General features: G+C 50.8%; 25 protein-coding genes. 3 read left to right on the top strand and 22 right to left on the bottom strand.

Annotated features, from left to right (window positions below):
* Nucleotides 1–23: 23 nt before the first annotated feature.
* Nucleotides 24–1,082: a GGDEF domain-containing protein gene (locus PsW64_RS21870; protein ID WP_063288643.1), complete on the top strand. Its 1,059-nt coding sequence runs from the start codon at nt 24–26 to the stop codon at nt 1,080–1,082.
* A gap of 13 nt (nt 1,083–1,095) precedes the next feature.
* Here PsW64_RS21870 and PsW64_RS21865 read toward each other — a convergent pair whose 3' ends face one another.
* The 9 genes from PsW64_RS21865 to PsW64_RS21825 all read right to left on the bottom strand — a co-directional run bounded on the left by PsW64_RS21865 (nt 1,096) and on the right by PsW64_RS21825 (nt 9,305).
* Entirely contained in the window at nt 1,096–1,506 is a 411-nt protein-coding gene (locus PsW64_RS21865; protein WP_082831175.1) for a TfoX/Sxy family protein, read from the bottom strand.
* 115 nt (nt 1,507–1,621) lie between these two features.
* A complete protein-coding gene (gene tenA, locus PsW64_RS21860) occupies nt 1,622–2,281 on the bottom strand; it encodes a thiaminase II (RefSeq protein WP_063304932.1) in 660 nt (219 codons plus the stop codon).
* 42 nt (nt 2,282–2,323) lie between these two features.
* A complete protein-coding gene (locus PsW64_RS21855) occupies nt 2,324–2,701 on the bottom strand; it encodes a HesB/IscA family protein (RefSeq protein ID WP_057465160.1) in 378 nt (125 codons plus the stop codon).
* Nucleotides 2,702–2,766: 65 nt separating this feature from the next.
* A complete protein-coding gene (locus PsW64_RS21850; RefSeq protein ID WP_063288640.1) occupies nt 2,767–3,162 on the bottom strand; it encodes an SUF system Fe-S cluster assembly protein in 396 nt (131 codons plus the stop codon).
* A gap of 5 nt (nt 3,163–3,167) precedes the next feature.
* Nucleotides 3,168–4,415, bottom strand: coding sequence for a cysteine desulfurase (locus PsW64_RS21845; RefSeq protein ID WP_063288639.1), 1,248 nt, complete (start codon nt 4,413–4,415; stop codon nt 3,168–3,170).
* On the bottom strand, nt 4,412–5,695 hold the full coding sequence (gene sufD, locus PsW64_RS21840) for a Fe-S cluster assembly protein SufD (protein ID WP_063304931.1): 1,284 nt from the start codon (nt 5,693–5,695) through the stop codon (nt 4,412–4,414). The genes PsW64_RS21845 and sufD overlap by 4 nt, the downstream gene beginning before the upstream one ends.
* 15 nt (nt 5,696–5,710) lie before the next feature.
* Nucleotides 5,711–6,463, bottom strand: a complete 753-nt coding sequence (gene sufC / locus PsW64_RS21835; RefSeq protein ID WP_063304930.1) for a Fe-S cluster assembly ATPase SufC — start codon at nt 6,461–6,463, stop codon at nt 5,711–5,713.
* Nucleotides 6,464–6,523: 60 nt separating this feature from the next.
* Nucleotides 6,524–7,996, bottom strand: coding sequence for a Fe-S cluster assembly protein SufB (gene sufB / locus PsW64_RS21830; RefSeq protein ID WP_057465165.1), 1,473 nt, complete (start codon nt 7,994–7,996; stop codon nt 6,524–6,526).
* Between the two features lie 151 nt (nt 7,997–8,147).
* Nucleotides 8,148–9,305, bottom strand: a complete 1,158-nt coding sequence (locus tag PsW64_RS21825; protein ID WP_063304929.1) for a cysteine desulfurase family protein — start codon at nt 9,303–9,305, stop codon at nt 8,148–8,150.
* Between the two features lie 328 nt (nt 9,306–9,633).
* On the opposite strand from PsW64_RS21825, the gene PsW64_RS21820 reads away from it, so the two are divergent.
* Nucleotides 9,634–10,293, top strand: a complete 660-nt coding sequence (locus PsW64_RS21820; RefSeq protein WP_063288636.1) for an alpha/beta hydrolase — start codon at nt 9,634–9,636, stop codon at nt 10,291–10,293.
* A gap of 69 nt (nt 10,294–10,362) precedes the next feature.
* On the opposite strand, the gene PsW64_RS21815 is transcribed toward PsW64_RS21820, so the two are convergent.
* Both PsW64_RS21815 and PsW64_RS21810 read right to left on the bottom strand, forming a co-directional pair.
* Nucleotides 10,363–10,749, bottom strand: a complete 387-nt coding sequence (locus tag PsW64_RS21815) for an NADH:ubiquinone oxidoreductase subunit NDUFA12 (protein WP_063288635.1) — start codon at nt 10,747–10,749, stop codon at nt 10,363–10,365.
* Between the two features lie 169 nt (nt 10,750–10,918).
* Nucleotides 10,919–11,608, bottom strand: a complete 690-nt coding sequence (locus PsW64_RS21810) for a response regulator (RefSeq protein ID WP_063304928.1) — start codon at nt 11,606–11,608, stop codon at nt 10,919–10,921.
* 698 nt (nt 11,609–12,306) lie between these two features.
* Here PsW64_RS21810 and PsW64_RS21805 point away from each other — a divergent pair.
* A complete protein-coding gene (locus PsW64_RS21805) occupies nt 12,307–15,978 on the top strand; it encodes a vitamin B12-dependent ribonucleotide reductase (protein ID WP_063304927.1) in 3,672 nt (1,223 codons plus the stop codon).
* Between the two features lie 129 nt (nt 15,979–16,107).
* Here the strand turns inward: PsW64_RS21805 and PsW64_RS21800 are convergent, their stop codons facing one another.
* The 11 genes from PsW64_RS21800 to PsW64_RS21750 form a co-directional block, all read right to left on the bottom strand.
* Nucleotides 16,108–17,481: an aspartate aminotransferase family protein gene (locus PsW64_RS21800; protein ID WP_063304926.1), complete on the bottom strand. Its 1,374-nt coding sequence runs from the start codon at nt 17,479–17,481 to the stop codon at nt 16,108–16,110.
* 12 nt (nt 17,482–17,493) lie between these two features.
* Nucleotides 17,494–18,969, bottom strand: coding sequence for an NAD-dependent succinate-semialdehyde dehydrogenase (locus PsW64_RS21795; RefSeq protein ID WP_063304925.1), 1,476 nt, complete (start codon nt 18,967–18,969; stop codon nt 17,494–17,496).
* Nucleotides 18,970–19,058: 89 nt separating this feature from the next.
* Nucleotides 19,059–19,544: an Lrp/AsnC family transcriptional regulator gene (locus tag PsW64_RS21790; protein WP_244271778.1), complete on the bottom strand. Its 486-nt coding sequence runs from the start codon at nt 19,542–19,544 to the stop codon at nt 19,059–19,061.
* 13 nt (nt 19,545–19,557) lie between these two features.
* Nucleotides 19,558–20,565, bottom strand: coding sequence for a N(2)-acetyl-L-2,4-diaminobutanoate deacetylase DoeB (doeB, locus tag PsW64_RS21785; RefSeq protein ID WP_208980956.1), 1,008 nt, complete (start codon nt 20,563–20,565; stop codon nt 19,558–19,560).
* Between the two features lie 9 nt (nt 20,566–20,574).
* A complete protein-coding gene (locus tag PsW64_RS21780; protein WP_063304924.1) occupies nt 20,575–21,564 on the bottom strand; it encodes a cyclodeaminase in 990 nt (329 codons plus the stop codon).
* The gene (gene eutB, locus PsW64_RS21775; protein ID WP_208980955.1) at nt 21,557–22,567 is read right to left on the bottom strand and encodes a hydroxyectoine utilization dehydratase EutB; all 1,011 of its coding nucleotides are present in this window, start codon (nt 22,565–22,567) and stop codon (nt 21,557–21,559) included. Before eutB ends, PsW64_RS21780 begins: the two co-directional genes overlap by 8 nt.
* Nucleotides 22,568–22,569: 2 nt before the next feature.
* Nucleotides 22,570–23,358, bottom strand: coding sequence for an ectoine utilization protein EutA (gene eutA, locus PsW64_RS21770; RefSeq protein WP_063304922.1), 789 nt, complete (start codon nt 23,356–23,358; stop codon nt 22,570–22,572).
* A gap of 8 nt (nt 23,359–23,366) precedes the next feature.
* Nucleotides 23,367–23,807, bottom strand: a complete 441-nt coding sequence (locus tag PsW64_RS21765; protein ID WP_057464133.1) for a universal stress protein — start codon at nt 23,805–23,807, stop codon at nt 23,367–23,369.
* Between the two features lie 13 nt (nt 23,808–23,820).
* Complete coding sequence (locus PsW64_RS21760) at nt 23,821–25,107, bottom strand: TRAP transporter large permease (protein ID WP_063289781.1); 1,287 nt, start codon at nt 25,105–25,107, stop codon at nt 23,821–23,823.
* 11 nt (nt 25,108–25,118) lie between these two features.
* The gene (locus PsW64_RS21755) at nt 25,119–25,682 is read right to left on the bottom strand and encodes a TRAP transporter small permease (RefSeq protein ID WP_057464135.1); all 564 of its coding nucleotides are present in this window, start codon (nt 25,680–25,682) and stop codon (nt 25,119–25,121) included.
* A gap of 78 nt (nt 25,683–25,760) precedes the next feature.
* Nucleotides 25,761–26,780 (bottom strand): TRAP transporter substrate-binding protein, encoded by a 1,020-nt coding sequence (locus PsW64_RS21750; protein WP_063304921.1) that lies wholly within the window; start codon nt 26,778–26,780, stop codon nt 25,761–25,763.
* Nucleotides 26,781–26,839 lie beyond the last annotated feature (59 nt).

Raw genomic sequence — 26,839 nt, 5'->3', positions numbered from 1 at the left:
TTCCGTGACGCGGTGATGCAATCATGAGTCAAGAAGACGAGTTCAAGCGTACGATTGTTTATGCAGACAGTGCGCTCGATTACATCAAGACGAATAAGCTTCCAGCGTTTCCACGCAACTATGAGCTGTGGTATTCTTACGCTTCCGGGTTTAACCGTGCCCTGAACCGGACCATCAATAAGATTCTTGCCCGTGATGGCAAAATTTCTCCTGAAGAGACTCAGAAGATCTATAACCGCTTTTTGTCGCCGAACCGTTTGGGTGAGCGCATTGACGAAGTTGGCGACAAGATCTCCGAGGAAGTTCGGGAATTGATTTCTGCGCTTGATAAAGGAACACTCAAAACCACCGAATACGGTGAAGAGCTGGCCCGTACGTTGAGCGCTCTTGAGAACGTCAGTGATCGTTCTCAGCTTTCCCAACTTGTCATTCATCTTGCAAAACTGACCACTGAAACCGCTGAAAGCAATCAAGAGCTTCGCGAGCAGCTGGTTGATTCTCGCCGTCAGATCGGCGTCTTGCAGGAAGGATTGGAGGCGATCCGTTATGAATCGCTCACCGATGAACTGACCACACTGAACAATCGCAAGCATTTCGATCAGAGTCTTGTGCGTGCGGTTAAGGAGACAGAAGAGAGCCATGCTCCCCTCTCCTTGTTGATTTCAGATATCGACCACTTCAAGCAGTTCAATGACAACTACGGACACCAGACCGGCGACCAGGTTCTTCGTCTTGTGGCGCTGGCGGTGAAGCAGAATGTCAAGAACAACGATATTGCGTGTCGTTATGGTGGTGAAGAGTTTGGCATCATTCTACCAAGAACCACCATTGAAGATGCAAAGGTGATTGCGGAGAAGATCCGTAAGAACGTTGTGGCGAAAGAACTCGTGAAGCGTTCTACCGGTGAAAACCTTGGTCGCATCACAATCTCTATTGGCATTTCAACTTTCCGGCCTGGCGACAGTGCAGAAAGCATGGTGTCTCGTGCGGACCTTGCGCTTTATGCTGCCAAGAAAGCTGGCCGCAACCTCGTGAAAGCTGAGGAAGAGAAGAAGATTCCCAGCGTGACACAGGTTGCTTAAGCAGCGCTAATTTTTAAAATAGAAACGTATTCGAGACGGCAGATCGTATGATTGCCGTCTTTTTTTGTCGGCTATCCAAGGCCGAAGAGGCTTTCGCACTCTCCTTGGCTTGAGCAAGTTGGCGTATTGCCTTTGCAATCCATCGTGTCAGCTGGACTTCATCCTCGACAATATTCAGCGGAACCGAATAGAAGTTCGTCGGGAAATACTCTCCGAAACACTGATGAATGTAAGGCAGCTGCCCAGTCAGCAAAAAGTCGGCCACGTTATTGGATCCCGCTTTGAGATAGAGTGACTTTTCACGAACGAGGGCAAACATTTTGCCATTCATATAATATCCGTGACCACCAAACATGGGGCGGCAACGGATATTCTTCAGGAATACCGGGCGTTTATCAGATAGAAAGAATGAGGATAAAGACATAAGCAATCACCAAAAGATATAAATATATTGAAAGCTTGCAATATTCAGTCGAAGATCGACAAGATTATTGCCTGTTTCATCCACTCACAGAAATGTGATGTGTTCTTTTGAATGATTATAGCTCGAGACCCATCTGCCAGAAATTGGCCTCAAGTCTAGTGGCCTCTCTAAATATTCTAGACAATTTGGCGTAGCGTGCGTCAGTCGCATAGAGCGCGCCGAGATCATCGATTTCCTTCACCGCATCAGCGGCGAGTTCCTGATACTCATCACTGGAGTATTCTTTGATCCATTCTGCATATGGATTGCTTGGATCGAGTGCCCCATCTTGCTTTGCCAGCTCGGCACCAATTTCACCATAACCAATAGCGCAAGGTGCGAGTGCAACTTTCAGGTCGAGCATATCGCCCTTCATTGCGGTGTCGAGAACATACCGAGTGTATGCAAGATTTGCTGGCTCTTCCGGAGTTGCGACAATCTCGTTTTCAGACAGGCCCCAACTTTCGCAAAGGCGGATATGAAGGCTCATCTCTACTTCAAGGATGCCCTTTGCGGAGGAAAGACATTTTCGCATCTGAGCAAGGTCAGTGGACTTGTACATGCCAAGCGCATAGGCGCGGGCGAACTCAATCAGGAAGAGATAGTCTTGGACGAGGTACTTCTTAAACGCTGCAATTGGCAGAGTTCCATCGCCAAGGCCCTGGACAAATTCATGTTTGGTGTAGGAATGCCACGTCTCGAGATTATCGTTTTTCAATGAATTAAAAAGAGACACGGCATCCCACCTATTGCCGTAGCTGCTCAGACTTGAGCGCTACTAGTTTTTCTGAGCGAACTTTGAAAGATCAGCTGGCAGCAGCTCTACGGATTCACCGCAACCGCATGCAGAGACTTCATTTGGATTTTTGAACGTAAAACCAGAGCGGAATTTCGTCGTTTCAAAACCCATTTCCGTTCCAAGCAGATAAAGCGTAGCTGCTGGATCAACAAAGACTTTTACGCCTTTATCTTCAACAACATCATCGCCGGACTTTGCTTCTGTTACCAAATCCAGTTCGTACTCCATGCCCGCACAGCCACCTGTTTTTATGGCGACACGCAAACCGAGTGGATCGGCATCACTTGCTTCAAGCAAAGTACGAATGTAATCAGCTGCTTCGTCCGTCAGCGATAGTACCTGAAATCCTGAGGCCATTTTGCACCCTCCATGGGCACCTCAACACTGTCGAGGTGCCATACATTGTAAGCGCTATTCGAACCTTAGAAGAAGTTCAACGCAACGCGAGCTTCGTCAGACATGCGGCTAGGATCCCATGGAGGATCAAAGGTCATATCCACTTGCACGGTGCCAACGCCTGGTACAGAGCTTACTGCGTTTTCTACCCAAATTGGCATTTCGCCAGCAACCGGGCAGCCTGGAGCGGTCAAAGTCATGTCGATTTTGACCGCGCGGTCGTCTTCGATATCAACCTTGTAGATCAAGCCAAGCTCGTAGATATCGACCGGAATTTCTGGGTCGAATACGGTTTTCATCGCAGCAATGATATCGCCGGTCAAACGCTCCAGCTCTTCCGCAGGGATTGCGGAGCTCTGGTTGATTTCCGGAGTTGTCAAAGGTCCGTCAGAGAACTCGCTTGTTTGTGTGTTGTCTGTCATAGGTCCTAACCAAACATCATCTGCGCTTTACGCAAGGCTTCTACCAGGCGGTCGACTTCATCATGGGTGTTGTACAGGCCAAAACTTGCACGGCATGTACTGGTCACGCCGTAGCGCGCCAGCAAAGGTTGCGCGCAATGCGTACCGGCCCGAACTGCAACGCCCGCTCTGTCAATCACCATCGAGATATCGTGGGCGTGAACCCCCTCAATCTCAAAGGAGAAGATCGATCCCTTATCCTTGGCGTTGCCAAAGATCTTCAGGGAATTGACTTCCTTTAAGCGCTGCTCTGCATAATCACGTAGGGACGCTTCATGCAATGCGATGTTTTCGCGCCCCAGACTCTCCATATAGTCAAGGGCGGCCCCTAATCCAATAGCCTGAACGATTGGCGGGGTGCCGGCCTCGAAACGATGCGGAGCTTCAGCATAGGTGACGAGACACTCGGTCACGTCCTTGATCATCTCACCACCACCCTGAAATGGGCGCATCTTGTTGAGAATCTCTTTCTTGCCGTAGAGCACGCCGATGCCACTTGGACCGTAGAGCTTATGCCCGGTGATCGCATAGAAGTCACAGCCAATATCCTGAACGTCGACAGGCATGTGCACTGCACTTTGCGAGCCGTCGATCAGCACTTTTGCACCACGTTCGTGTGCAAGGCGCGTGACTTCTTTCACTGGAACCACAGTTCCGGTGACGTTGGACATATGGGTCATTGCGACGATTTTGGTGCGATCTGTCAGGAGTTTTTCAAACTCATCCAGCAGAAACGTACCATCTTCTGCAATGGGTGCCCATTTGATGACAGCGCCTTTGCGCTCCCGAAGGAAGTTCCAAGGCACGATGTTGGAATGGTGCTCCATGATGGAGATGATGATTTCATCGCCTTCCTGGATGTCATCTTCCAAGCCGTAGGACACAAGGTTGATTGCTTCAGTCGTTGATTTTGTGAAAACAATTTCGTCAACGCTTGGAGCATTCAGGAAGCGGCGCACGGTTTCGCGTGCCGCTTCAAAGTTTTCGGTGGCTGTGTTCGACAGATAGTGTAAGCCACGGTGCACATTGGCATATTCCTGGGTGTAGGCTTTGGTGATAGCATCAATCACCGCTGTCGGCTTTTGGGCTGACGCACCATTATCCAGGTAGACCAACGGCTTGCCATAGACCTGAGTTGAAAGGATCGGAAAATCTTTCCGAACCTTCTCAACATCGTATGGAGCTGTGAAAGCCGTGTTGTCGACCTTGGTCATTCGCTCACCATATCATCGGCATGAAGCCAACTGCGTGTCATTGCTTCCAGCAATTCTATACACTGTTCCTCTTCAAATTCCTCAATAGCTTCAGAAAGGAATGCGAGAACGAGGATTTTGCGTGCCTGAGCTTCTGGAATACCGCGTGCCATGAGGTAGAATAGCAGGTCTTCATCAATGTCGCCGGTAGTGGAACCATGGGCGCACTGAACGTCGTCCGCAAAGATTTCCAACTCAGGTTTGGCATTGATTTCAGCGGTATCGCTCAGCAGAAGCGTTTTGATCATCATCTGACCATCAGTCTTCTGAGCAGCTTGTTCCACAATGATCTTGCCCTGGAACACTGCGCGGGCTTTGTCGTCGACGACAGAGCGGTAGTATTCGCGGCTTTCACATCCTGGAACGGCATGCTTCACAAACAGTGTGATATCAGCATGTTGGTTGTCTTTGAGCAGAGATGTTCCGCGCAGGCCAGCATGGGTGCCCTCGCCCTTGAACTCAAGGAAGAGTTGGGCACGAGACAGCGATGCGCCTTCATTGTAGATGAAGTGCTGGAAATTAGTTTCCGCACCCAGCTCAATGCTAAGCGTTTCGATATGCTGCGCTTTTGCGCTTTCCACCTGAAGCTTCAGCCAGTGCACATCTGCTTTATCGCCAACCTTGACCTCTGTGAGGGCGTTGGACTGGTAAGCAGCGTCGGCATCGCCTTCATAGCTCTCGATAATGAGCGCTTTTGCGCCCGAACCGATCTCAACCGTGGTGCCTGCATAGGAGCTGACCTGGGAACCGTCGGTGTAACGAACGATTTCAATCGGCAGCTCAATCTTTGCAGTTGCATCGATCTTAATGCTGATGCCGCCCTGAACAAGAGCCTGATTGAGGTGCGCCATAGCATCATCGGTGCCGAGCTGTGCTGCCAGGAAGCCGTTGGTCTGAGCGATGCTCAAGCCTGCAACATCCTGATCTGACGACAGTTCTGGCGCGTAGCGGCCGTTGACGATAGCAATGCGATGGGTCTTCAGGTCACCAGCACCCTTCAAAGCCTCAGCTTTGGGAGCGGTTTTTGAAGCCAATGCAAATGCATCGTTCATCTTGGTGCGCAGGTCTGTGTAGTGCCACTCTTCAACGCGGCGATGTGGAATACCTTTCGCTTTGAAAGCATCCCACGCCTGTTTGCGTTGATTTGCGTTTTCCTGCGTTGTTTGCGCGAAAATTGCGTCGAACTGAGCGTTCAGGCTCTGCTCTGCTTTAGTCTCTTGAATCTTTGCCGGAGCATTCATCGGTTACCCTCCAGCTCAAGCAGCTTCTTCGCCGACGTAATCAGCGTAACCGTTTTTCTCCAGTTCAAGAGCAAGCTCTTTGCCACCGGTTTTCACGATCTTACCTTTGGACAGAACGTGCACGACGTCCGGTACAATGTGGTCCAGCAGACGCTGGTAGTGCGTGATCACGATCATGGAGCGCTCAGGGGAGCGAAGCTGGTTGACGCCTTCAGAAACAACGCGCAGTGCATCGATGTCCAGACCTGAATCTGTTTCATCCAAAACGCACAGAGTTGGTTCCAACAGAGACATCTGCAGGATCTCAGCGCGCTTCTTTTCACCGCCGGAGAAACCAACGTTGAGTGGACGCTTGAGCATGTCTGGCGTCACTTTCAACTCTTTGGACTTCTCACGTACGAGCTTCATGAAGTCAGGGGTGGAGATTTCATCTTCACCGCGTGCTTTGCGCTGTGCATTCAACGCTGTCTTCAGGAAGGTCATGGTTGCAACACCCGGGATTTCGATCGGGTACTGGAACGCAAGGAACATGCCGGCAGTTGCGCGCTCATCGGCGCCAAGCTCAGCCCAGTCAACGCCATTGTAGGAGATGGAGCCCTCGGTGATCTCGTAATCGTCTTTGCCTGCCAATACGTATGACAGGGTGGACTTACCAGACCCGTTTGGTCCCATGATCGCGTGGACTTCGCCCGGGCGAACGGTCAGGTCGATGCCGCGAAGGATTTTGTTGCCATCAACTTCGGCGTGCAGGTTTTTGATCTCAAGCATCTATCGTTCTCGTCTTTTCAATTCTTCAACAGGTACGAGGCAAACGCGGTGATCCGCGTTTTAGCCCACACTTCCTTCAAGGCTGATCGAAATCAGTTTTTGTGCCTCAACTGCGAATTCCATCGGCAGTTGCTGGATTACGTCCCGGACAAAACCATTCACGATCAATGCGACAGCTTCTTCCTCATCAAGGCCACGGGCCTGACAGTAGAACATCTGGTCGTCGGAGATCTTGGAGGTTGTCGCCTCGTGCTCGAACACCGCTGAGGAGTTCTTGCTTTCGATGTAAGGGACGGTGTGGGCACCGCACTTATCGCCAATGAGAAGCGAGTCACACTGGGTGAAGTTACGTGCGTTAGATGCCTTGCGATGCGCGGAAACCTGCCCGCGATAGGTGTTTTGAGAGACACCTGCGGAGATACCCTTGGAGATAATCCGGCTGGCAGTATTTTTGCCCAGATGGATCATCTTGGTGCCGCTGTCGATCTGCTGGTGACCATTAGAGATCGCAATGGAGTAAAACTCACCTTGTGAGTTATCTCCGCGCAGAATGCAGCTTGGGTATTTCCAAGTGATGGCAGAACCGGTTTCAACCTGTGTCCAAGAGATTTTGGAGTTCTTTTCGCGGCAGTCGCCACGCTTGGTCACGAAGTTGTAGATACCGCCTTTGCCTTCAGAGTCGCCTGGGTACCAGTTCTGAACGGTAGAATACTTGATCTGTGCATCTTCCAGAGCAACAAGCTCAACCACAGCAGCGTGCAGCTGGTTTTCATCGCGCTGAGGGGCAGTACACCCTTCCAGATAAGACACATAAGAGCCTTTATCTGCGATGATCAGCGTACGCTCAAACTGGCCTGTGTTCGGCTCGTTGATGCGGAAGTAGGTGGACAGTTCCATTGGGCAACGTACGCCTGGTGGAATGTACACAAACGACCCATCAGAGAACACAGCTGAGTTCAATGTTGCGTAGAAGTTGTCGGAGACCGGAACAACAGACCCAAGGTACTTTTGAACCAGCTCTGGATGCTCACGAATTGCTTCGGAGATCGGGCAGAAAATAACGCCTGCCTTGGCCAGTTCTTCCTTAAAGGTTGTTGCTACTGAAACACTATCGAAAACAGCATCAACTGCGACGCGGTTTTCTGGTGCAACACCTGCCAAGATTTCCTGCTCGGACAATGGAATGCCCAGCTTCTTGTAGGTTTCCAGAATCTCTGGATCCACCTCGTCAAGAGACTTGGGTCCCTCACGTTTTTTAGGTGCTGCATAATAATGAAGGTCTTCGAAGTCGATCTTCGGGTAATCAACTCGCGCCCATGTTGGCTCTTCCATCGTCTTCCAACGACGGAACGCTTCCAAGCGCCAATTGAGCATCCATTCCGGTTCGTCTTTTTTAGCCGAAATGTATGCAACGATATCTTCATTGAGCCCTTTGGGAGCAAGCTCACTTTCGATATCGGTTACGAAGCCATATTTATACTGATCAACATCAATTGCTTTGACCTGATCAATTGTTTCCTGGACTGCCGCCATGCTTTGTCTCCATACGCGGTTCAAAGCCGCATTGGGTACGATTATTGGACCCGTTTGCCCTTACTTAACAGATGCTCTGTCGCAACACAGTGCATCCTTATTTATACGAGGGTTTGTCCTCGTTTATTTTTATATACGGCGTTCACCCCTTCTATGTGGGCTTCATTCGTTTATAAATTTTCGTCCAAGCGCCTAAAAAACGCTCAACATCTTCATGGGTTGTCGCCCAACCGAGACTGACCCGGATTGCGCCACGCGCCAATGATTCCGATACTCCCATTGCAAGAAGCACATGGGATGCACCTACTTTGCCGGATGAACAAGCAGACCCAGATGAAACAGCGACACCAAACAAGTCAAAGTTGATCAGTGCGGTTTCAGCTGAAATCCCTTCAACTGCGAAACACGTCGTGTTGCCAAGACGCGCGACATCTTTACCGAAGATAATCGCATCTGAAGAGAGTTCATTCAGTCTCTCTTCCATATGGTCTCGCAGGCGCGAAATCCTAGCATGTTCATCAGGATTAGTTGATTGCGCTGCCGCAACCGCAAATCCTGCAATGCCTGCCGTATTCTCTGTTCCCGCTCTTCTCCACGATTCTTGTCCGCCACCTGTCAGCAGCGGAATGGGGCGAAAATCGCCTTTCCCGAGGATAAGAGCACCAACCCCTTGCGGACCTCCGATTTTATGGGAGGAGATCGACATGGAGTTGCAGCCAATCATGGCCATTGAAAGTGGCTCTTTCCCTGCCATCTGGACTGCATCCACATGGTAGAGATGACCTAAATCTTCTGTGAGAACACCGATTTCCTGCAGGGGCTGCAAAACACCGGTCTCACTATTGGCAGCCATAACAGATACCAACGCGGTTTCATCTTCTCCCAGCTTCTCAAGCAATCTGCGCAGTTCACTCACTACCACGCGCCCGTCTTCATCAACGGGAATGCTTTGAACATTTTGGGCTGCAAACCGACCACCAGCTATAATGGATGGGTGTTCGATTGCGCTCACAAAAACCTGGGTCAGAATATAGGGCTCGCCATTTTTTAGCCAAGTGGGCGATAATGCTGTGACGTTTGCCTCTGACGCTCCACTCGTAAAAATGATATTCGCCGGGTTGCCATCTACCAGATCTGCAATTTTGTGCCTTGCATCTTCGATGATGGATCGAGCGCGCCGACCGCTGCTGTGAATAGAGGACGCATTGCCAGCTGCTTTATAGGCTTCCTGAAGAGCTAAAAGAGATTCTTCCCTCAGTGGAGCGCTGGCGTTATAGTCTAAATATGTCAGTTCGCGGTTTATTGTCATAGTTTAACACAGAAAATGGGGTTCTTTAGTGCCCTAATTGGGTCTCTATGGAAATGGAAACCTTGATATTTTCCACGGTGCTTACGATAAGGGGTAAAGAGTTCCCTTTGAGTTCGTTGAGGTCTATAACGTGCATGCGCCGAGTTGGATATACCTTTCTCCAATAGAGGCCGATTTTCAGTGTAGCCCTTGAGGTTCATCGTAGAATAATTCTAAACTGGTTCTAATAAACTTGCGTCTCGCAGTCAAGTTTAATCGACAATGATCCGGTATACCAAAAAGCCGGCAGACAGTTGCTGCCGACTAAAACAAGAGGATTTTGCAGTATATGCCTGAGGTGATCTTCAATGGCCCTGCAGGGCGGCTAGAAGGCCGTTTCCATCCAGCAAAAAAACGTAATGCTCCGATAGCACTGGTTCTTCATTTGCACCCGCAGTTTGGCGGCACGATGAACAACCAGATTATCTATCAGACCTATTACATGTTTGCGAAACGCGGCTTCGCAGTTTTGCGTTTCAACTTCCGCGGCGTGGGTCGTTCCCAGGGTCAGTTCGACCATGGTCAAGGTGAGCTTTCAGATGCTGCTGCGGCGTTGGACTGGGTACAAACCATCCATCCGGATGCACGTGCTTGCTGGATTGCGGGCTTCTCATTTGGTGCATGGATTGGCATGCAGCTCTTGATGCGTCGTCCTGAAGTTGAGGGCTTTATCTCTATCGCCCCACCAGCCAACTTGCATGACTTCTCCTTCCTGGCACCCTGCCCGTCTTCTGGCCTGATCATTCATGGTGAGCAGGACAAAGTAGTTCCACAGAAGGATGTTCAGGCTCTGGTTGATAAGCTGAAAACCCAAAAGGGTATCATTATCGACCATCAGGAAATGCCAGGTGCAAACCACTTCTTTGAAAACCATGTAGATGGTCTGATTGGTAATTGTGCTAACTATCTCGATCGCCGTCTTGGCCTGATCGGAGAAGATGCTGGTTAATCAGCGATGATTTTTGCATTAAAAAAGCCCGGTCGATTGACCGGGCTTTTTTCGTAACTCGTGTCTGGCTTATTCGCCAGGTGTCCAGGCGTGGTAGTCTCCAGTCACTTCCGGACGTTTTTCCGGTGTCAGGATGGACCCTTTTGGACGATATGCATTTGGTGTGCCTGTCAGGTTTGGAGAGTGAGCGATTTCCCACTCACGGGCGACATAACCACTCTCTGTTGGCGGAGTGTCTGTGCGGTAATGCATCCAACCGTGCCAACCGGCAGGGATCTGGGAGGCTTCAGCAAGGTTTTTATAAATCACCCAACGACGCTTGCCGTCGCGCTCTTTATAATACTTGTTACCAAAGTCATCGGTCCCGACGAACTCACCCTTTCTCCATGTGAAGAAGCGAGTGCCCCACGTGTCACTGTTCCACCATGTGAAGAACGTAAGCAGAAGGTGTTTCATGTGTCTGGCCTTTCCAGATCGGTGGCTTTGTAAATTTTCCCAGAATATGACGAGTGTTTGGGTGCCTGTCCAGTCTTAGAGTACCGTAGTTTCAACTATTCACCGGAAGTCGCTTTAAATATCCTAGGGTCAGTTATTATTTTCACAATTCTGACGCCTATTTTATGCGTTATTTCTTGGCACGGCGCGACAAGTACGGGTTTTGACTGAACTTGTCTGCTGGTGAAACATTGCCAACCTCCAGATCTTTGAGTGAGAGAGGTTCGTTCTCATCTCTTTTCGACGATCTGCGCGGCCTTGGCACCATTTCAGATTCGGGTGATGGTGCGTTCTCGTCCTTCTGGTATTCGCGCGCTTTGTTGAGCGCCGCGAACTTGGCCTGATTCTGTTCCAGCCGCTTTGCCGTTCCATCAATAATGAAACCACCGTCGTTGTTGCGAACGAACTGACGGCGATCCTTGCTGATTGATTCTAGCGATTTCTTCAAAACAGAGGATGAAATCGGCGTCACCAGCAAATGATGGGCCCCTGCTTCCAAGGCGCGCGTCACCAAAGCACGGGTGCCATAGGCCGTAATAAAGACGAGTGGAACATTGATAAGCTCGGGGATTCGGCCTGAACGCATAAGCTTTAAGAGCTGGAAACCGCTGACGGGTTTCATCTCCCAACCGGATAACACCAGATCTGGTGGGTCCGAGATGAGCATTGGTAATGCATCTTTGGGACTATCATAGACACGCACGCGCCCAAGCTTCAGGGTGCCTAAGATACCCCTTAGGATTGCTTGGGTGGGTTTTGACTGTTCCACAAGAACCACATCTAACTGAGAAATGTCCTTGCCGAAGGAGGTGTGATGCATATCTGCTCGCTAATTTAACCTAACCAGATACCGAAGGTAATTGAGAAACTATATATGATCTCTCCCTACAACTACTGCGTAAAATTGCGTGGGGTACACAGACTTTTTTACCCGTGAAATTTTCTGATCCACTGAATAATTTTTCCTAAAAATATCCCCCAGAAAAAATGAGCTTGAATTTGCATTTTCGCTTGGCTTTGCGGAAATGGCGGGGTTCTGCTGCCTGTGCCCGGTTTGGAACAGGTCTGGGTCTCCCCACAATCCACACAGATTACAATATTTGGTGTTCCGATCCCTCTTATGCACACAACCAGTGGACAGATCGCGCTTGACGATGCTTTCCGATTCAATCTAATTTGAGGTCGAAATCAAGACGTGTTCAGGATAGTGCGGCCTCGGCCGGGAGTTCACCACATTTAAGTAGCTTCGAGTGCTAGGAGTTGGATTAACATTCACTTCCAGCGGTCGCTTTTTTTTGCCAATTGCAGCCTAAATATTGTGTTAATATATTATCAGCACACTAGATATTGTGATAGCATCGAATTGCGTGCCACTTTACCTGCGTTTACTAGGATAAATGCCAGTTAGCGGATTAATCAAAACCGGCGGCGGACTTTTGGTTAAAACCTTAGCTATCGGCACTCTTAAAACCGAGATGCACCGCGGTGACCGTCACCGGGTGCGATAAGGGGCTAAACATGAGAATTGAGCGGCGATATACTGCGGAAGGACAATCCCCCTACGCAGATATTGAGTTTTGCAACGCAACGAGCGAGATCCGTAACCCAGACGGTTCCGTTGTGTTTCGCTTGGAGAACATTCAGGTTCCTAAGCAATTCTCTCAGGTTGCCTCTGATATTCTGGCACAGAAATACTTCCGCAAAGCGGGCGTTCCGGCCAAGCTGAAAGCGGTAGAAGAAAACACCGTTCCATCCTGGCTGTGGCGCAAAGCTCCAGACGACAAAGCTCTTTCCAAGATGGCGAAAGACAAGCGCTTTGGCTCCGAGATCGACAGCCGACAGGTGTTTGATCGTCTGGCAGGTACATGGACGTACTGGGGCTGGAAAGGCGGATACTTCGACAGCGAAGCTGATGCGCAAGCGTTTTATGACGAACTGCGGTACATGCTCGCGACCCAGAAGGTTGCTCCGAACTCCCCACAGTGGTTCAACACCGGCCTGCATTGGGCGTATGGCATTGATGGCCCAAGCCAGGGTCATCATTACGTAGACTTTGAAACTGGCGAGCTGACCCGCTCTGCGACTGCTTATGAGCATCCGCAGCCGCATGCTTGCTTCATTCAGTCTGTTGACGATGATCTGGTGAATGAAAACGGCATCATGGACCTGTGGGTTCGTGAAGCGCGTCTGTTCAAATACGGCTCCGGCACCGGCACCAACTTCTCCTCGCTGCGTGCAAGCGGTGAGCGTCTGGCAGGCGGTGGTAAGTCCTCTGGCCTCATGAGCTTCCTGAAGATTGGTGACCGTGCAGCTGGTGCAATCAAGTCCGGCGGCACAACACGCCGTGCAGCTAAGATGGTTGTGGTTGATATCGACCATCCGGATATCGAAGAATTCGTGACCTGGAAGGTGCATGAAGAACAGAAGGTTGCGGCCATCGTAACCGGTTCCAAAGTGTGTCAGAAGCATCTTCAGGCTGTGATGAAAGCTTGCGTCAACTGCGAAGGCAGCGGCGACGATTGCTTTGATCCTAAAAAGAACCCTGCCCTCAAGCGCGAAATGCGCGCTGCCAAGAAGGCTATGGTTCCTGATAACTACATTCAGCGTGTGGTTCAGTTCGCACGTCAGGGCTACAAGACCATTGAGTTCCCAATCTACAACACAGACTGGGATTCTGAGGCTTACCTGACTGTTTCCGGCCAGAACTCCAATAACTCCGTTCGTGTGACTGATGGCTTCCTGAAAGCTGTTGCTGCAGATGGAGACTGGGATCTGATTGGCCGTATCGATGGTGGTACCAAGAAGACCATCAAAGCAGCTGAGCTTTGGGAACAGATTGGTTATGCGGCCTGGGCGTCTGCTGATCCGGGCCTGCAATACCACACCACCATCAATGAATGGCACACCTGCCCGCAGGGCGGCGAGATCCGCGCATCCAACCCATGTTCAGAATACATGTTCCTGGATGACACCGCGTGTAACCTGGCCTCTTTAAACCTGCTGCAATTCCGCAAGGAAGACCAGCAGTTCGACTTTGACAAGTTTGAGCATGCGACGCGCCTCTGGCAGATCGTGCTTGAGATCTCCGTCATGATGGCGCAGTTCCCATCCAAGCAGATTGCAAAACTATCCTACGAATACCGCACCACTGGTCTGGGCTATGCCAACATTGGCGGCCTGCTGATGATCTCCGGTATTGCTTATGACAGTGACGAAGGCCGTGCGCTTTGTGGTGCGATCACCGCGATCATGACCGGTGTTTGTTACGCTACATCTGCTGAGATGGCTGGTGAGCTTGGCACTTTCCCTCGCTATGAGGAAAACGCCAAGGACATGCTGCGCGTGATCCGCAACCATCGCCGTGCTGCCCACAGCGAGAGCAAGGGTTATGAGAACCTCAGCACCCTGCCCGTTCCTCTGGATGCTTCCAACTGCCCACAGGCTGAGCTTGTTGAGCGTGCCCGTCTTGCATGGGATAAAGCTCTGGAGCTTGGAGAGGCACACGGTTACCGCAACGCCCAGACCACTGTAATTGCACCAACCGGCACCATTGGTCTGGTTATGGATTGTGACACAACCGGTATTGAGCCTGACTTTGCGCTGGTGAAGTTCAAGAAGCTCGCAGGTGGCGGTTACTTCAAGATCATCAACCGTGCTGTTCCTGAAGCGCTGCGTACGCTTGGATACTCAGAAGCTGAAATTGCCGAAATCGAAGCTTATGCGGTTGGTCATGGTTCTATCTCTCAGTCCCCTGCGATCAACAGTGCCAGCCTGACAGCCAAAGGCTTTGATGATGCTGCGCTTGAGAAACTAGCCGGAGCACTTGGGTCTGCGTTCGACATCAAGTTTGTCTTCAACCGCTGGACCCTTGGTGATGAGCTGCTGACCAGTAAGCTTGGCGTTTCTGCAGAGCAGCTGGAAGACATGGACTTTGACCTTCTGAGCCACATGGGCTTCAGCAAGGCAGAGATTGAAGCTGCGAACACCCATGTGTGTGGTGCTATGACTTTGGAAGGTGCACCGCACCTGAAAGAAGAGCATTACCCGGTATTTGACTGTGCGAACCCTTGTGGCCGCATTGGTGAGCGCTTCCTGTCCGTTGACAGTCACATCAAGATGATGGCCGCTGCGCAGCCTTTTATCTCCGGTGCGATTTCCAAGACCATCAACATGGCAAACACTGCCAGTGTTGAGGACTGTAAAGAAGCTTACATGCTCTCCTGGAAGCTGGGTCTGAAAGCAAACGCTCTTTATCGTGATGGCTCCAAGCTGTCTCAGCCGCTGAACGCTCAGCTGCTGGAAGATGAAGACGATGATGCAGAAGACACAGTTGATGACATCCTTGCACAGCCACAGGCAGCTCGCGCTGAAGCTGTTGCAGAGCGTGTTGTTGAACGAATCATCGAGCGTACTGTTCGCAACCGTGAAAAGCTGCCTAACCGCCGCAAAGGTTACACTCAGAAAGCTTCCGTTGGCGGCCACAAAGTGTACCTGACAACCGGTGAATATCAGGATGGCCGTATCGGCGAAATCTTCATCGACATGCACAAAGAAGGCGCTGCCTTCCGCTCATTGATGAACAACTTCGCGATTGCGATCTCTCTTGGTCTGCAATACGGCGTTCCGCTTGAGGAATATGTTGACGCGTTCACGTTCACCCGATTTGAGCCTGCTGGCATGGTGATGGGCAATGACGCAATCAAGAATGCGACATCCATTCTTGACTACATCTTCCGTGAGCTGGCTGTGTCCTATCTCGGTCGTAACGATCTGGCACACGTGCCACCGGAAGCATTGGACAGCACGACGTCTACCTCCCGTTCTTCCGCTGAAGGACAGGAAGAAGAGAGCAGCCCTGCGATTGTTTCTCACGGCCTTGTTCGCGGTCAGACCGAAAAGTTCCGTCTGGTCCCAGGTGGTGATCCAGCTGTTCAGCTGGCCGGTGCGATTACAGCTCAGTCTGATGCGATTGCAACAGCCTTCCAGCGCGGTGGTGAAGCGACGGCAACAGCGAGTGTTGGCACTGCAACACCTGCAGCTGCACAGCCATCTGTCGCCAGTCAGGTCGCTCAGGCCCGCATGAAGGGGTATGAAGGTGAAAGCTGCGCAGAATGCGGCAACTTCACCATGGTCCGCAACGGCACCTGCCTAAAATGCGACACCTGCGGCTCCACCAGCGGCTGCAGCTGATTACTCATTAAAAGCTTATAAAAACAGGCCCCAAAGCAAAGCTTTGGGGCCTGTTTTCGTTTTAGAAAAGAATGAATGGCACATTGCTAGAGCAAGCTGATTGAGACACCAGCCTACACTAAATCAGTATCAACCTAATACAGCTTTCACCGCTCTTACTGTTGCGGCAACGACTGTGTCTGCTTCTTCGTGTGTTAAGCAGAATGGGGGGGCGAAGCCGAGGATGTCGCCTTGGGGCATTGCGCGTGCGATGACTGCGTCCTGAGATAGCAAGGCTGCGGAGATTTGAGCCCCGATTTTGTCGGATGCCTCGAAGAAACTACGGTCGTCGCGGTCTTTGACAAACTCTACGGCGCAGAGTAATCCTTCGCCGCGCACATCTCCCACATTCGCATGATCCCCCAAAGCTTCCTTCATGGATTTGTTGAGATATGCACCAGTGGTACCGGCCTTCTCAACAAGGTTCAGATCGTCAAGCAATTTGAGGTTTGCGACACCGGCTGCGGCGCCAATGGGATGAGCTGAATACGTCCAGCCATGGCCTATTGGCCCATTTTCATCAGTACCCTGTTCAAGAACCTTCCAGACCTTGTCTGAGACAATAGAACCGGAGAGCGGTGCGTAGGCGGATGTCAGGCCTTTGGCAATGGTGATGATGTCGGCTTCCAATCCATAATGATCAGAACCAAACATGGATCCGAGGCGCCCAAAACCCGTCACCACTTCATCAGCAATCAGCAGAATATCGTGTTTTTTCAAAACGGCTTGAATGGCCGCCCAATAACCAGCTGGTGGTGGGACGATCCCGCCGGTTCCCAGTACCGGCTCGCCAATAAACGCTGCAATCGTGTCGGCCCCTTCTCGCTCAATCAGAGCCTCCAACTCAGCAACACAATGGGCGACAAATTGCTCTTCACTTTGCTCCAAATTGTCACGGCGGAAATAATAGGGAGCCTCTGTATGAATGACCTGTTCGACGGGCAGATCAAACTTCTTATGAAACAGCTCAAGGCCTGTCAGCGAACCAGTAACCAGACCCGAACCGTGGTAGCCACGCCAGCGGGAGATAATTCGCTTTTTCTCCGGCCGACCTAAAATATTGTTGTAATACCAGATCAGTTTGATGTTGGTTTCATTGGCATCTGAGCCGCTCAACCCGAAGTAAACCTTAGACATATTACTCGGCGCACGATCCAAAATCATCTTGGAAAGTGTGATCGAGGCTTCTGTGCCATGTCCGACATAGGAGTGATAATAGGCCAACTCTTTGGCCTGTTCGGCGATTGCCTCAGCAATTTCCTGACGGCCATATCCTACATTAACACAGTACAATCCGGCGAACGCATCCAGCATTCGGCGCCCTTCACGGTCCTCTATGTAAGAACCTGAGGCGGTCTTGATCACTCGAGTAGACGTTTCACCTCGGGCGTGCTGAGCCAGATGAGTTGAAGGGTGGAAGAAATTCTCCCGATCCCATTGTGCCAGCTGATCGTTTCGTAACATAACTTTCCTCCCTTATGCCCAGTCGCGGCAAACGTATTTAACTTCAGTAAACTCTTCCATGCCCAGTCGTGCGCCTTCCCGGCCCAGACCAGATTGTTTGGTGCCTCCAAATGGAATGGGTGCGCCAGTTACCTTTGTGCGATTGACTGCAACCATTCCGAATTGAAGAGCACGGCTAACCCTATAAATCCTGCGCGGATCATCGCTGTGCAGATAAGCAACCAGCCCATATTCACTGTCATTGGCGCGGGCGATGACTTCCTCTTCACTGTCAAAAGGAGCTATCGCAGCAACTGGCCCAAAGGTCTCTTCACGCATAATGAGAGCCTCTGCGGGCACATCAATGAGCACCGTCGGTTTAAAAAACAGTGGTCCCAATGAATGTCGGGTGCCTCCACAGGCAATCTTTGCGCCTTTGGCAACCGCATCGGCGACATGTTCTTCTTGTTTCAGAACAGCTTTTTCGTTCATCAACGGACCAATGTCCGGATCATCCAATCCAGGGCCTATGGAAAGAGATTGAGCGGCTTTGGTAAAATTCCTGCAGAACTCTTCGTAGATCGGACGCTCAACAAATATTCGGTTCGCCCCCAGACAATCCTGACCGGATGTTGCGAACTTGGATTTTATGGCCTCAGCAACCGCGTTCTTCAGATCTGCCCCTTTAAAAACAATAACCGGAGCATGTCCGCCAAGTTCCAGGATAAGGCGTTTTATGGTGGAGGCGGATTGGCTATAAAGCAGTTTGCCGACAGGGGTAGACCCCGTAAAGGACAGCGCCCGCACGCGGCTATCGCTGGTCCAGGGCTCGACAATTTCTGGAGCTGAGCCAGTCACCACATTAAACACACCTTCGGGCACTCCAGCTCGCTCAGCCAATTCCGCTAGGGCAAGTGCGCTGTAGGGCGTTTCTGCTGATGGGTGGGCAACGATCGTACAACCTGCAGCCAAGGCAGCGGCAGCTTTCCGTGTTAACATCGCACTTGGAAAGTTCCAGGGTGTGATCAGGGCAGCAACCCCAACGGGTTCTCGCCAAAGCTCCACTTCTGCATCTGCTAGATGACTGGTGACACCTTCAATGTTGGGACGCTTGGCTTCCTCGGCATAGAACTCAACAAACGCTGCACCATACTCTATTTCACCACGGGCTTCTGACAAGGGTTTGCCCTGTTCCAGAACCATGATCCGTGCGAGATCTTCTTTGTGCGTAAGCTGAAGCTCAAACCAGCGTCGCAAAATAGACGCTCGTTCTTGCGGTAGTAATCCCGACCATTTGGGAAAGGCATCTGAAGCTGCAGTTACCGCAGCAGACGATTCATCTGATGAAAGGCCTGCAACATCCCCTAGGTAATCCCCGTTTGCTGGATCAATAACCGCAAATGTCTCATCTGTTCTTGCAGCACACCACTTTCCATTTATGTAGGAAAAGGAACGCACTAGCGCTTTGTCTTGAATGTCCGTCCGTGCAGACAAGGCTGTTTCTGACATGGCGCATCCTCCTTGCTCTACAACAGAATTTGCCTGTTTTTGGCGGAGGATGTAACCGAATGAAGTGTTCGTTACAGAATAATCGTCTGCTAATCGGCCGCGAAAAGAAGATTCAACGGAGGTGCCGCATTTCCCTTTACAGGCTTTGTCACAATGTACGTGAAGTAGCGGGATAACCCGATGCGTGCATCCAGCATGGTGTCGATCAGCCTCTGATAAGCGTCTACGTCTCTGGTCACGATCTGTATCAGATAGTCAAATCCGCCCCCTAATGCCCAGCAAGCCACGACTTCCTCGTAGTTCTGCATGGCTGTTTCAAAGGCGTAAAAGCTCGCAGCCGTGTGGTCCACCAGTTCAGCAGCGACGAAAACAGTGACGTGAGGCCCCAGTTTTTTGAGATTAATCCTTGCACCATAACTTTCGATCAGACCAGATTTCTCCAGCTTCTTCAGCCGGTCCCAGCAAGGTGTTGGAGACAATCCGATGCGGTCCGCCAAAGCGGCTTTGGTGATGCGGCCCTCATTTGAGAGTATTCGCAGGATATCCAGATCACGCTGATCAAGTTGCATGCTCATCTTTTGATATCTCTCACACTTCAGGAACGCCAATCACCGCCGCACAATCACCGGATTTGATCAGCCCGGGGAAATGACGACTGATGAGGATGCCGCTGCGCTTTGCGTGGTATCTGGTTGGTTCAACACCGGTTCTGTCCATTGGCCAAACACGGGCAACAATGTCACCTTCTCCAACGGGATCTCCCAGATCGACCATAGGTTCGTATAGCCCGCCCTGCTCGCAAAATGTAAAGCAATCTGCGCCTGGCATCCCCAAATTTACGGAGGACTCCAGTTGTTTTTCTCCTTGCAGGATACCGAACTGGATCAAGACGTTACGCAATCCTTTGCGTGCGATTCCGATGGTTTTTGCCGTCGCAGTTCCACCACCGCCCAGTTCTGTTGTCACAAGAACCTTGCCCATGCTTTCGACTGCTGTGTCGTACATGCCTATATTATCGATTTCGAGGAGCTGAACAGAATAAGGTGCGTTAAACGCAGCCATTGCTTCAAAGCAGGCCTTCTCATTGCTCTTATCTTCCAGAATATGAGCTGCTGCGAACGGCACGAAATCAAGGGTCTTACCTCCGCTATGGAAGTCGACAGCGACATCTGTCAGAGGAAGCAGGTAACGTTGAAAATAGTCGGCAATTTTCTCGGTTGGTGTTCCGTCAGGACGACCGGGAAATGAACGGTTCAGGTTTCCCCTATCAATGGGTGACGTCCGCGTTCCCGCCATAAATGCCGGAAAGTTGAAGGCCGGAACTATGATAATTCGACCAGTTACGTCCTCTGGTTTCAACGCAACTGTCAGTTCCTGGAGGACAACTGGCCCTTCGTATTCATCGCCGTGATTTGCGCCTGTTAAGAGCGCTGTCGGCCCTTCCCCGTTTTTGATGACCGTAATGGGGATCATAACAGAGCCCCACGCACTGTCATCACGGCTATAGGGTAACCGTAAAAACCCATGATGAATGCCGTCCTGATCCAATGGGATTGTGGGCGTGATGGGATTTGCCTGCATAATTTTCGTCCTAATACACACGGATCAACTATTGATCGCTGTGCCTGCTTTTACGGCTTCAGCTCGGGCTCCGGCCAAGGTGGCAATGGCGGTGTCTTGCACCCCAGTTCCTGTCAGATCGCAAACCGTAATGTCTTTGTCCGACTGCCGCCCGGGCTTTTGGCCAGAAATTACTTGTCCAAGTTCCGCGTACATCTCAGTACTGTTGATCGTGCCAGCTGCTATCGCTGCATGGAGTTCGCCTTGTTTGATGGATTGAGATAAGCGGTCACAAACGAAAACAGAGGCGCCTGGAATAACGCAGGGCGCGAGTTCCGATTTATAGTCGGCATCTGATCCCATGGCGGTGATATGCTGCCCAGGTCGCATCATATCCGCCTTGATCAAGGGCTCTTTGGAGGGGGTTGTTGTTACGACGATATCGGATTGAGCCATAACCTCAGCGATGCTGCCAGCAACGACTTCAATTCCCAATTGAGTTGAACACTCCCGAGCACAAGCAGCAGCTTTTTCTCTGTTGCGCCCCCAGATAACAGCTCGTTCAATATTACGAACAAGCGTCAATGCTTGCAGTTGGAGGCGGGCCTGAATGCCACTTCCAAGAATACCGGCAATCTTGCTGCTCTCTCGTGACAGATGCTTGGCTGCGACGGCTCCAGCGGCAGCTGTGCGCACATCGGTCAGATACCCGTTATCGAGCAGTAACGCCTTGACGATGCCGGTCTTTGCATCAAACAACACCATCAATCCGTTCAGGCTTGGCAGACCCAGTTTGGGATTGTCGAAGAAACCCGGGCTCATCTTGATCGCAAAACTGTCTATGCCGGGAACATAGGCAGTCTTCACATCCACTTCCCCATTGTGCTCAGGTACATGGAAGCTCAGTATAGGCGGCATTTCAACGTCTTTTGTTGCAAGCAATCGAAATGCATTTTCTACACATGCAACAGCATCCAGATCCAAAGAAACAGCAGAGCGCAGATCTGCCTCCGTCAGGATATTAATCTCAGGCATAAAGGCTTCCATTCACAGAGGTCGGCGCAGCAACATCGACGTTCTCGCCGTCGATCAATCGTTTATGCAGCGCCATATCAATATTTTGTCCGCTGATGAGGCTCGCACACTTTCCGGGTGTTTTGATCTTTCCAGCGAGTAAGGCAGCAATACCGACACTGCCTGAGCCTTCAATCACCAGACGTTCCTGCCAGTAAGCGTGTCGAATGGCTTCTGCGATTTCTTCTTCGCTGACCAAGATCAAGTCATCTACCAGATCCCGTGTCATCTCGAAGGTATAGGCATTGTTCAGCCCAATCCCACCACCCAATGAATCTGCGAGTGTTGGCACTTCTTCAACAAGGATCGGTTTGCCTGCACGCTGGCAGCTATACATGGCAGCACCGCGCTCCATTGAAACGCCAACAACACGAATTGAGGGACTGATGGTTTTCATCACCAAAGCCACTCCAGAAATTAAGCCACCGCCCGAGACTGGTACGAGTACCGTATCCAGATCAGGCGTTTGCTCCAGAATTTCCAGTGCAACAGTGCTTTGCCCTGCAATGATATCCCGGTGGTCGAATGGCGGGATCATCGTCATTCCGTCTTCTACCAACCGATCTACTTCAGCTTGAGCATCGTCCTGAGAACTTCCGGTTATTCGAACTTCAGCACCCAGCGATTGAATTGCCTCTACCTTGTTCTGCGGAACAAGTTTTGACATACAGATGATGCAACGCACCCCTGCTTTTGAGGCAGCATAAGCCAGACCGCGACCATGGTTTCCAGTTGAGACACCGACGACACCAGCTTCTTTTTGAGCTGCGTTGAGTGACAAAATTGCATTTGTCGCACCGCGCAGTTTAAAGCTTCCCGTGATCTGCGTTTGCTCAAGCTTCAACAACACTTCTGCAGAGCAGATCTGGCTCAAGCCGGGTGAGCTGACCAAGGGAGTCGTTCTAACGTGCCCCATTATCTTTTGGCGTGCAGAAAAACTGTCATGAACGGTTATTTTTTGCATCATTATGCGCTCATCCGATCTTTGATTGGGTGTTGGAACAGATGGCCAAAACCATGTATGACTTGCTCGGAGCCCAGATGCTGGAGGCAACGCCAGATCATTGCCTGATTTGAAGTCACCACTGGCTTGCCAATCCGATCTTCAATCCTCTGAATGCACACTGCGGCCCTCAACCCGGTACACGAGATGAACAATGCATCTGCACTCGGCTCCATAGCTGCACAGGCAGCCTCAATAATCGTAGACTCGGAAAGCCGCGCAATCTCACGGTCATCATCGACACCGAGATAGTTTGCACTGGCGATTTGAAGGCCATTATCGGCGAAGTACTGAAACACTTCCTGCGAAATACTGGCAGAGTATGGAGTTAACACGCTGATCCGCTTTGCATCTAAAGCTTCGAGCGCATCAAATGCTGCAGAGCTGGGCGTCACAAATGGGGTATCAGGTTTGCCAGCTTTCAAGTAATCCCCAACAACTGCGTTTCCCAAAACAACTGAAGCAGCCGTACAGCTGTAAGCGATTACGTCCAACGCATCTCCAGGTAATATCTGCGAAGCAGCTTCTGTCAGGCGTGGACCTGTTGCCAGCAAATTCGCTCGTGTACCTGGGTTTTGATAGGTGATCCGGTTTGCGTAAATGCCGATCTGATCAGGATCGCACATGCGTGCGAAATCCCCTTCGCTGGTGTGATCTGTTGCCAAAACAATCAGACCTATCCGTTTATTGACTGAACGGGCGTCAAAGTTGGCTTCAACCAGAGAGGCCTTAGGACGACAATCAAAAACCATGTGCCCTCCTAAACAACAAGGACCGGGCATTCCGCCAGGCCTGTTACCTTGTGAGAGACACTGCCAAGCAAATATCCTTCGATTGAACCCAACCCTCTGCTCCCCAAAACAATCACATCGTTTTGGTGTTCTCTTGCAAAGCCCACAATCGTGCGGGCTGTTGGGCCGGATTTGGCAAAAGCGCGGATGTTTGCACACCCGGCATTCAGGGCAAGTTGCTTCCCCTGCTCTGCCACTTCACAAGCGTGATTGCGCATCACATCATCCACGCTCTCATTTTCATCCGGGCGCACGATTGCGAAGGATGCTTCCAACATTGAATGATGTTTGTAAACGGTCAGAAGAGAGAGCGGGATGTTGCCGCAAACAGTCGCCAATTCAACGGCCTTGAGCAGTGCTCGCTCCGCCCCTTTAGACCCATCAAATGGAACAAGGATAGATTTGAACATCGGGTACTCCTTGTTACTTGGCAAAAGCTAAGTCGCGCAGAAAGAGCGCAATTTGTGGGAAAAAGATCAGAGCAATGGCGACTCCAACCAACATCAGGATAAACGGTGGCGTCCCGCGGATAACCTCAGCATACGGTCGCTTGAACACTGCGATGGCCGTGAAAATGTCACATCCAAATGGCGGCGTTGCTGAGCCTATGGCGACCTGCAATGTGATGATCGTGCCAACCAACACCGGATCCAAACCAACAGCCTTAACAACTGGCGCAAAAATGGGTACCAGCACCAGAATAACGACGATTGGGTCGACAAACATACAGCCAACAAAAAATGCCGCTGAGATGACAAACAGGATACCCATTGCGCCCATGTCAGAAATGCCAATCGCAGTCAGGATTTCCTGCGGGACCTGAGCGAAAGAAATGATCCAGGAAAATGCTGCGCCTGCGCCGACCAGAATGAACACCACTGCGGTGATTAAACCGGTTGATTGAGCTGTCTTGTAAACATCAGTCAAAGTCATGGAGCGGAACACAAAGACTTCCAGAACCAAAGCGTAAAGCACACACACTGCGGCGGCTTCTGTAGGGCTGAAGATGCCGCCATAAATGCCACCAATAATGATTACCGGAAAACCTAGCGGCCACAGCGCCTGCCGGACTGCGGTCAACCGTTCGCGCCAGCTGGCTTTTGGTTCAGTTGGGACTTGGTTTCGGACGGCGTAAATGTAGCTGTAGATTGAAAACAGAACGAGGATGAGCAGTCCCGGCCCGATGCCTGCGATAAACAATTCTGCAATAGATGTATTTGAAACAACGCCGTAAATGATCATTCCAATTGATGGTGGGATCAGAAAAGCAATGTCACTGGCATTGACGATGAGCGCCAGAATGAAGCTGTCTTTGTAACCGGCCTTAAGCATACGTGGACGCAAGGGCGATCCAATAGCCACAACGGTTGCCTGTGTGGACCCTGAGACTGCGCCAAACATTGTGCAGGCCATTGCTGTCGAGATGGCAAGACCGCCGCGCACGTGGCCCGTGAAGGCCATGACCAAATCAATCAGGCGGCCAGCGGACTGTCCCCGTGTCATGATATCTGCTGCAAAAATGAACATAGGCACAGCAATGAGAGATGCAGGCCGAATACCTGCAACCATTTGCTGGATCATGGTTTCCATTTGCCCGAAATCACCGAACATCATCAAAAAACCAATGAAGCTCCCGACGATCAAAGGGATCATCATAGGAAACCCAAGAAGAAGAAGAGTAATCATCGAAAGGAATATTGTTGCTGCCATAATACTATCTTTCAGACCTCGATTTCATCTTCTTCATAACCCTCAAGCATGTGGGTCGAGAGATAGATATCGGGAGCAGTCAAGTTCTTGATGGCAGTGAGCAGGTACTGTGTTCCCGTCATGAAAAAACCGACGGGCACCCAAACCAATATCACCCAAACAGGAATTTGCAGTGCAGGTAACACCCGGCCACGAGAGGCCTGTGTCTCAATGTAGTTGATTGAGTAATAACAAAGCAGGAACAGAAAAATTGCGGTCACCAGCGAGATCAGGACCATCAGAATTTTACGGTAGCCAGGAGACAAGCCGTCATAAATAGCGCTCATGCGGATGTGGCGCCCATGCCGTGCTGCATAACTGATACCAGCGAACGTGATCAGAATAATCAAGATACGATTCAGTTCCTCGGAAAAGAAGATGGAATTTCCAAGCACAAAACGCCCGATTACATTGGCGATCGTGTTTGCTGCCATCAAAAGAACGCCGACTGCAAGCAAGGCGGATTCAATCCGACTGATCGCTTGGTCGATAACACCCAAAAAGCCTGGCAAGTTTGATTGTGTCTGATCACTCATTCCACCGTCCTGCATTACATGAGGCATGTAAGGCGAGGAGTGCTCGCCCTACATATCTTGCGCGATAACAACTGACTGTTAGTCTGCAGTCGCGGCCAGATCGGCTTTCATTTGTGCAATGATTGCAGCACCGCTATCACCTGTCATCTCAATGAAGGTCTTTTCAACCTCAGCCGCGGCTGCCTTGAAACATCCACGCTCATCTTCGGTCAGAACAGTGACTTTCATCTCAGGCTTGGCTTCCATGATCTTAGCAAGCTCAGTTTCAGCGGCTTGTTGCTGATAGACGACAGTATGGTCGTACGCAGCAGCTGCTGCCTTTTCCACCAAGTCCTTATCTTCTGCGCTTAAGCCATCAAAGAAATCTTTGTTTGCCATCACCGCGGTGGTGAAATTGTTGTGCCCCGCATACGTGATGTAATCGGTGACCTCATAGATCTTGGTCGAATAGAGGAAGAAAGTCGGGTTCTCCTGCCCCTGAATAAGGTTGGTTTGCAACCCACCATAAACCTCGCCCCATGGCAGTGGTGTCGGGCTCGCACCAAACGCACGATAGCTCTCAACCAGCAGTGGGTTGGTCATTACGCGAAACTTGACTTCATTCAGATCAGCACATGTTTTCACTGGCTTCTTGGTGGTCATCGCCACCTCGCCCTCAGGGAACATGTTCAGCAGTTCAAGGCCTTTTTCAGCATAGAGCGGCTTGAACATGTCATTGATCGCCTTGCTTTCCCGGTAGAAGCGAGCGAGATGCTTTTGATCTGTAGGAAGGAGATAAGGCACAAAGAACACTTGTGCTTCCGGTATCAAAGCGCCGGTGAAGCCTGGAGACTGATCAACAAACTGCAAGATGCCATCTTGCGTCTGTTCCATGATATCAGCAGACTCGCCAAGCGTTCCATAAGGGAACAGCTGCATTTCATGATCAGAGTTTGCTTCAATTTCTGCTTTGAACTTTTGAGCATACACGCCCTGAACATCGGTCATGGCTTCTTCAAAAGCATATCGCCATGTATCAGCCTGCACCGCTCCGGTTGCAGCGAGAACCAATCCCACCGCTGCGCAAGATTGTAACGCCCGTTTAAAGATACCTGTCATTAATTCCTCCCCCAAAATCATCATGATGAATATCTGTTTTACTCGGCATCTTGCGCGCC

Origin of the sequence: Pseudovibrio sp. W64 (assembly GCF_001623145.1) — a bacterium.
Lineage (GTDB): Bacteria > Pseudomonadota > Alphaproteobacteria > Rhizobiales > Stappiaceae > Pseudovibrio.
Note: the sequence above shows the minus strand (reverse complement) of the source record. Positions and strands in the feature narration are given on the sequence as shown.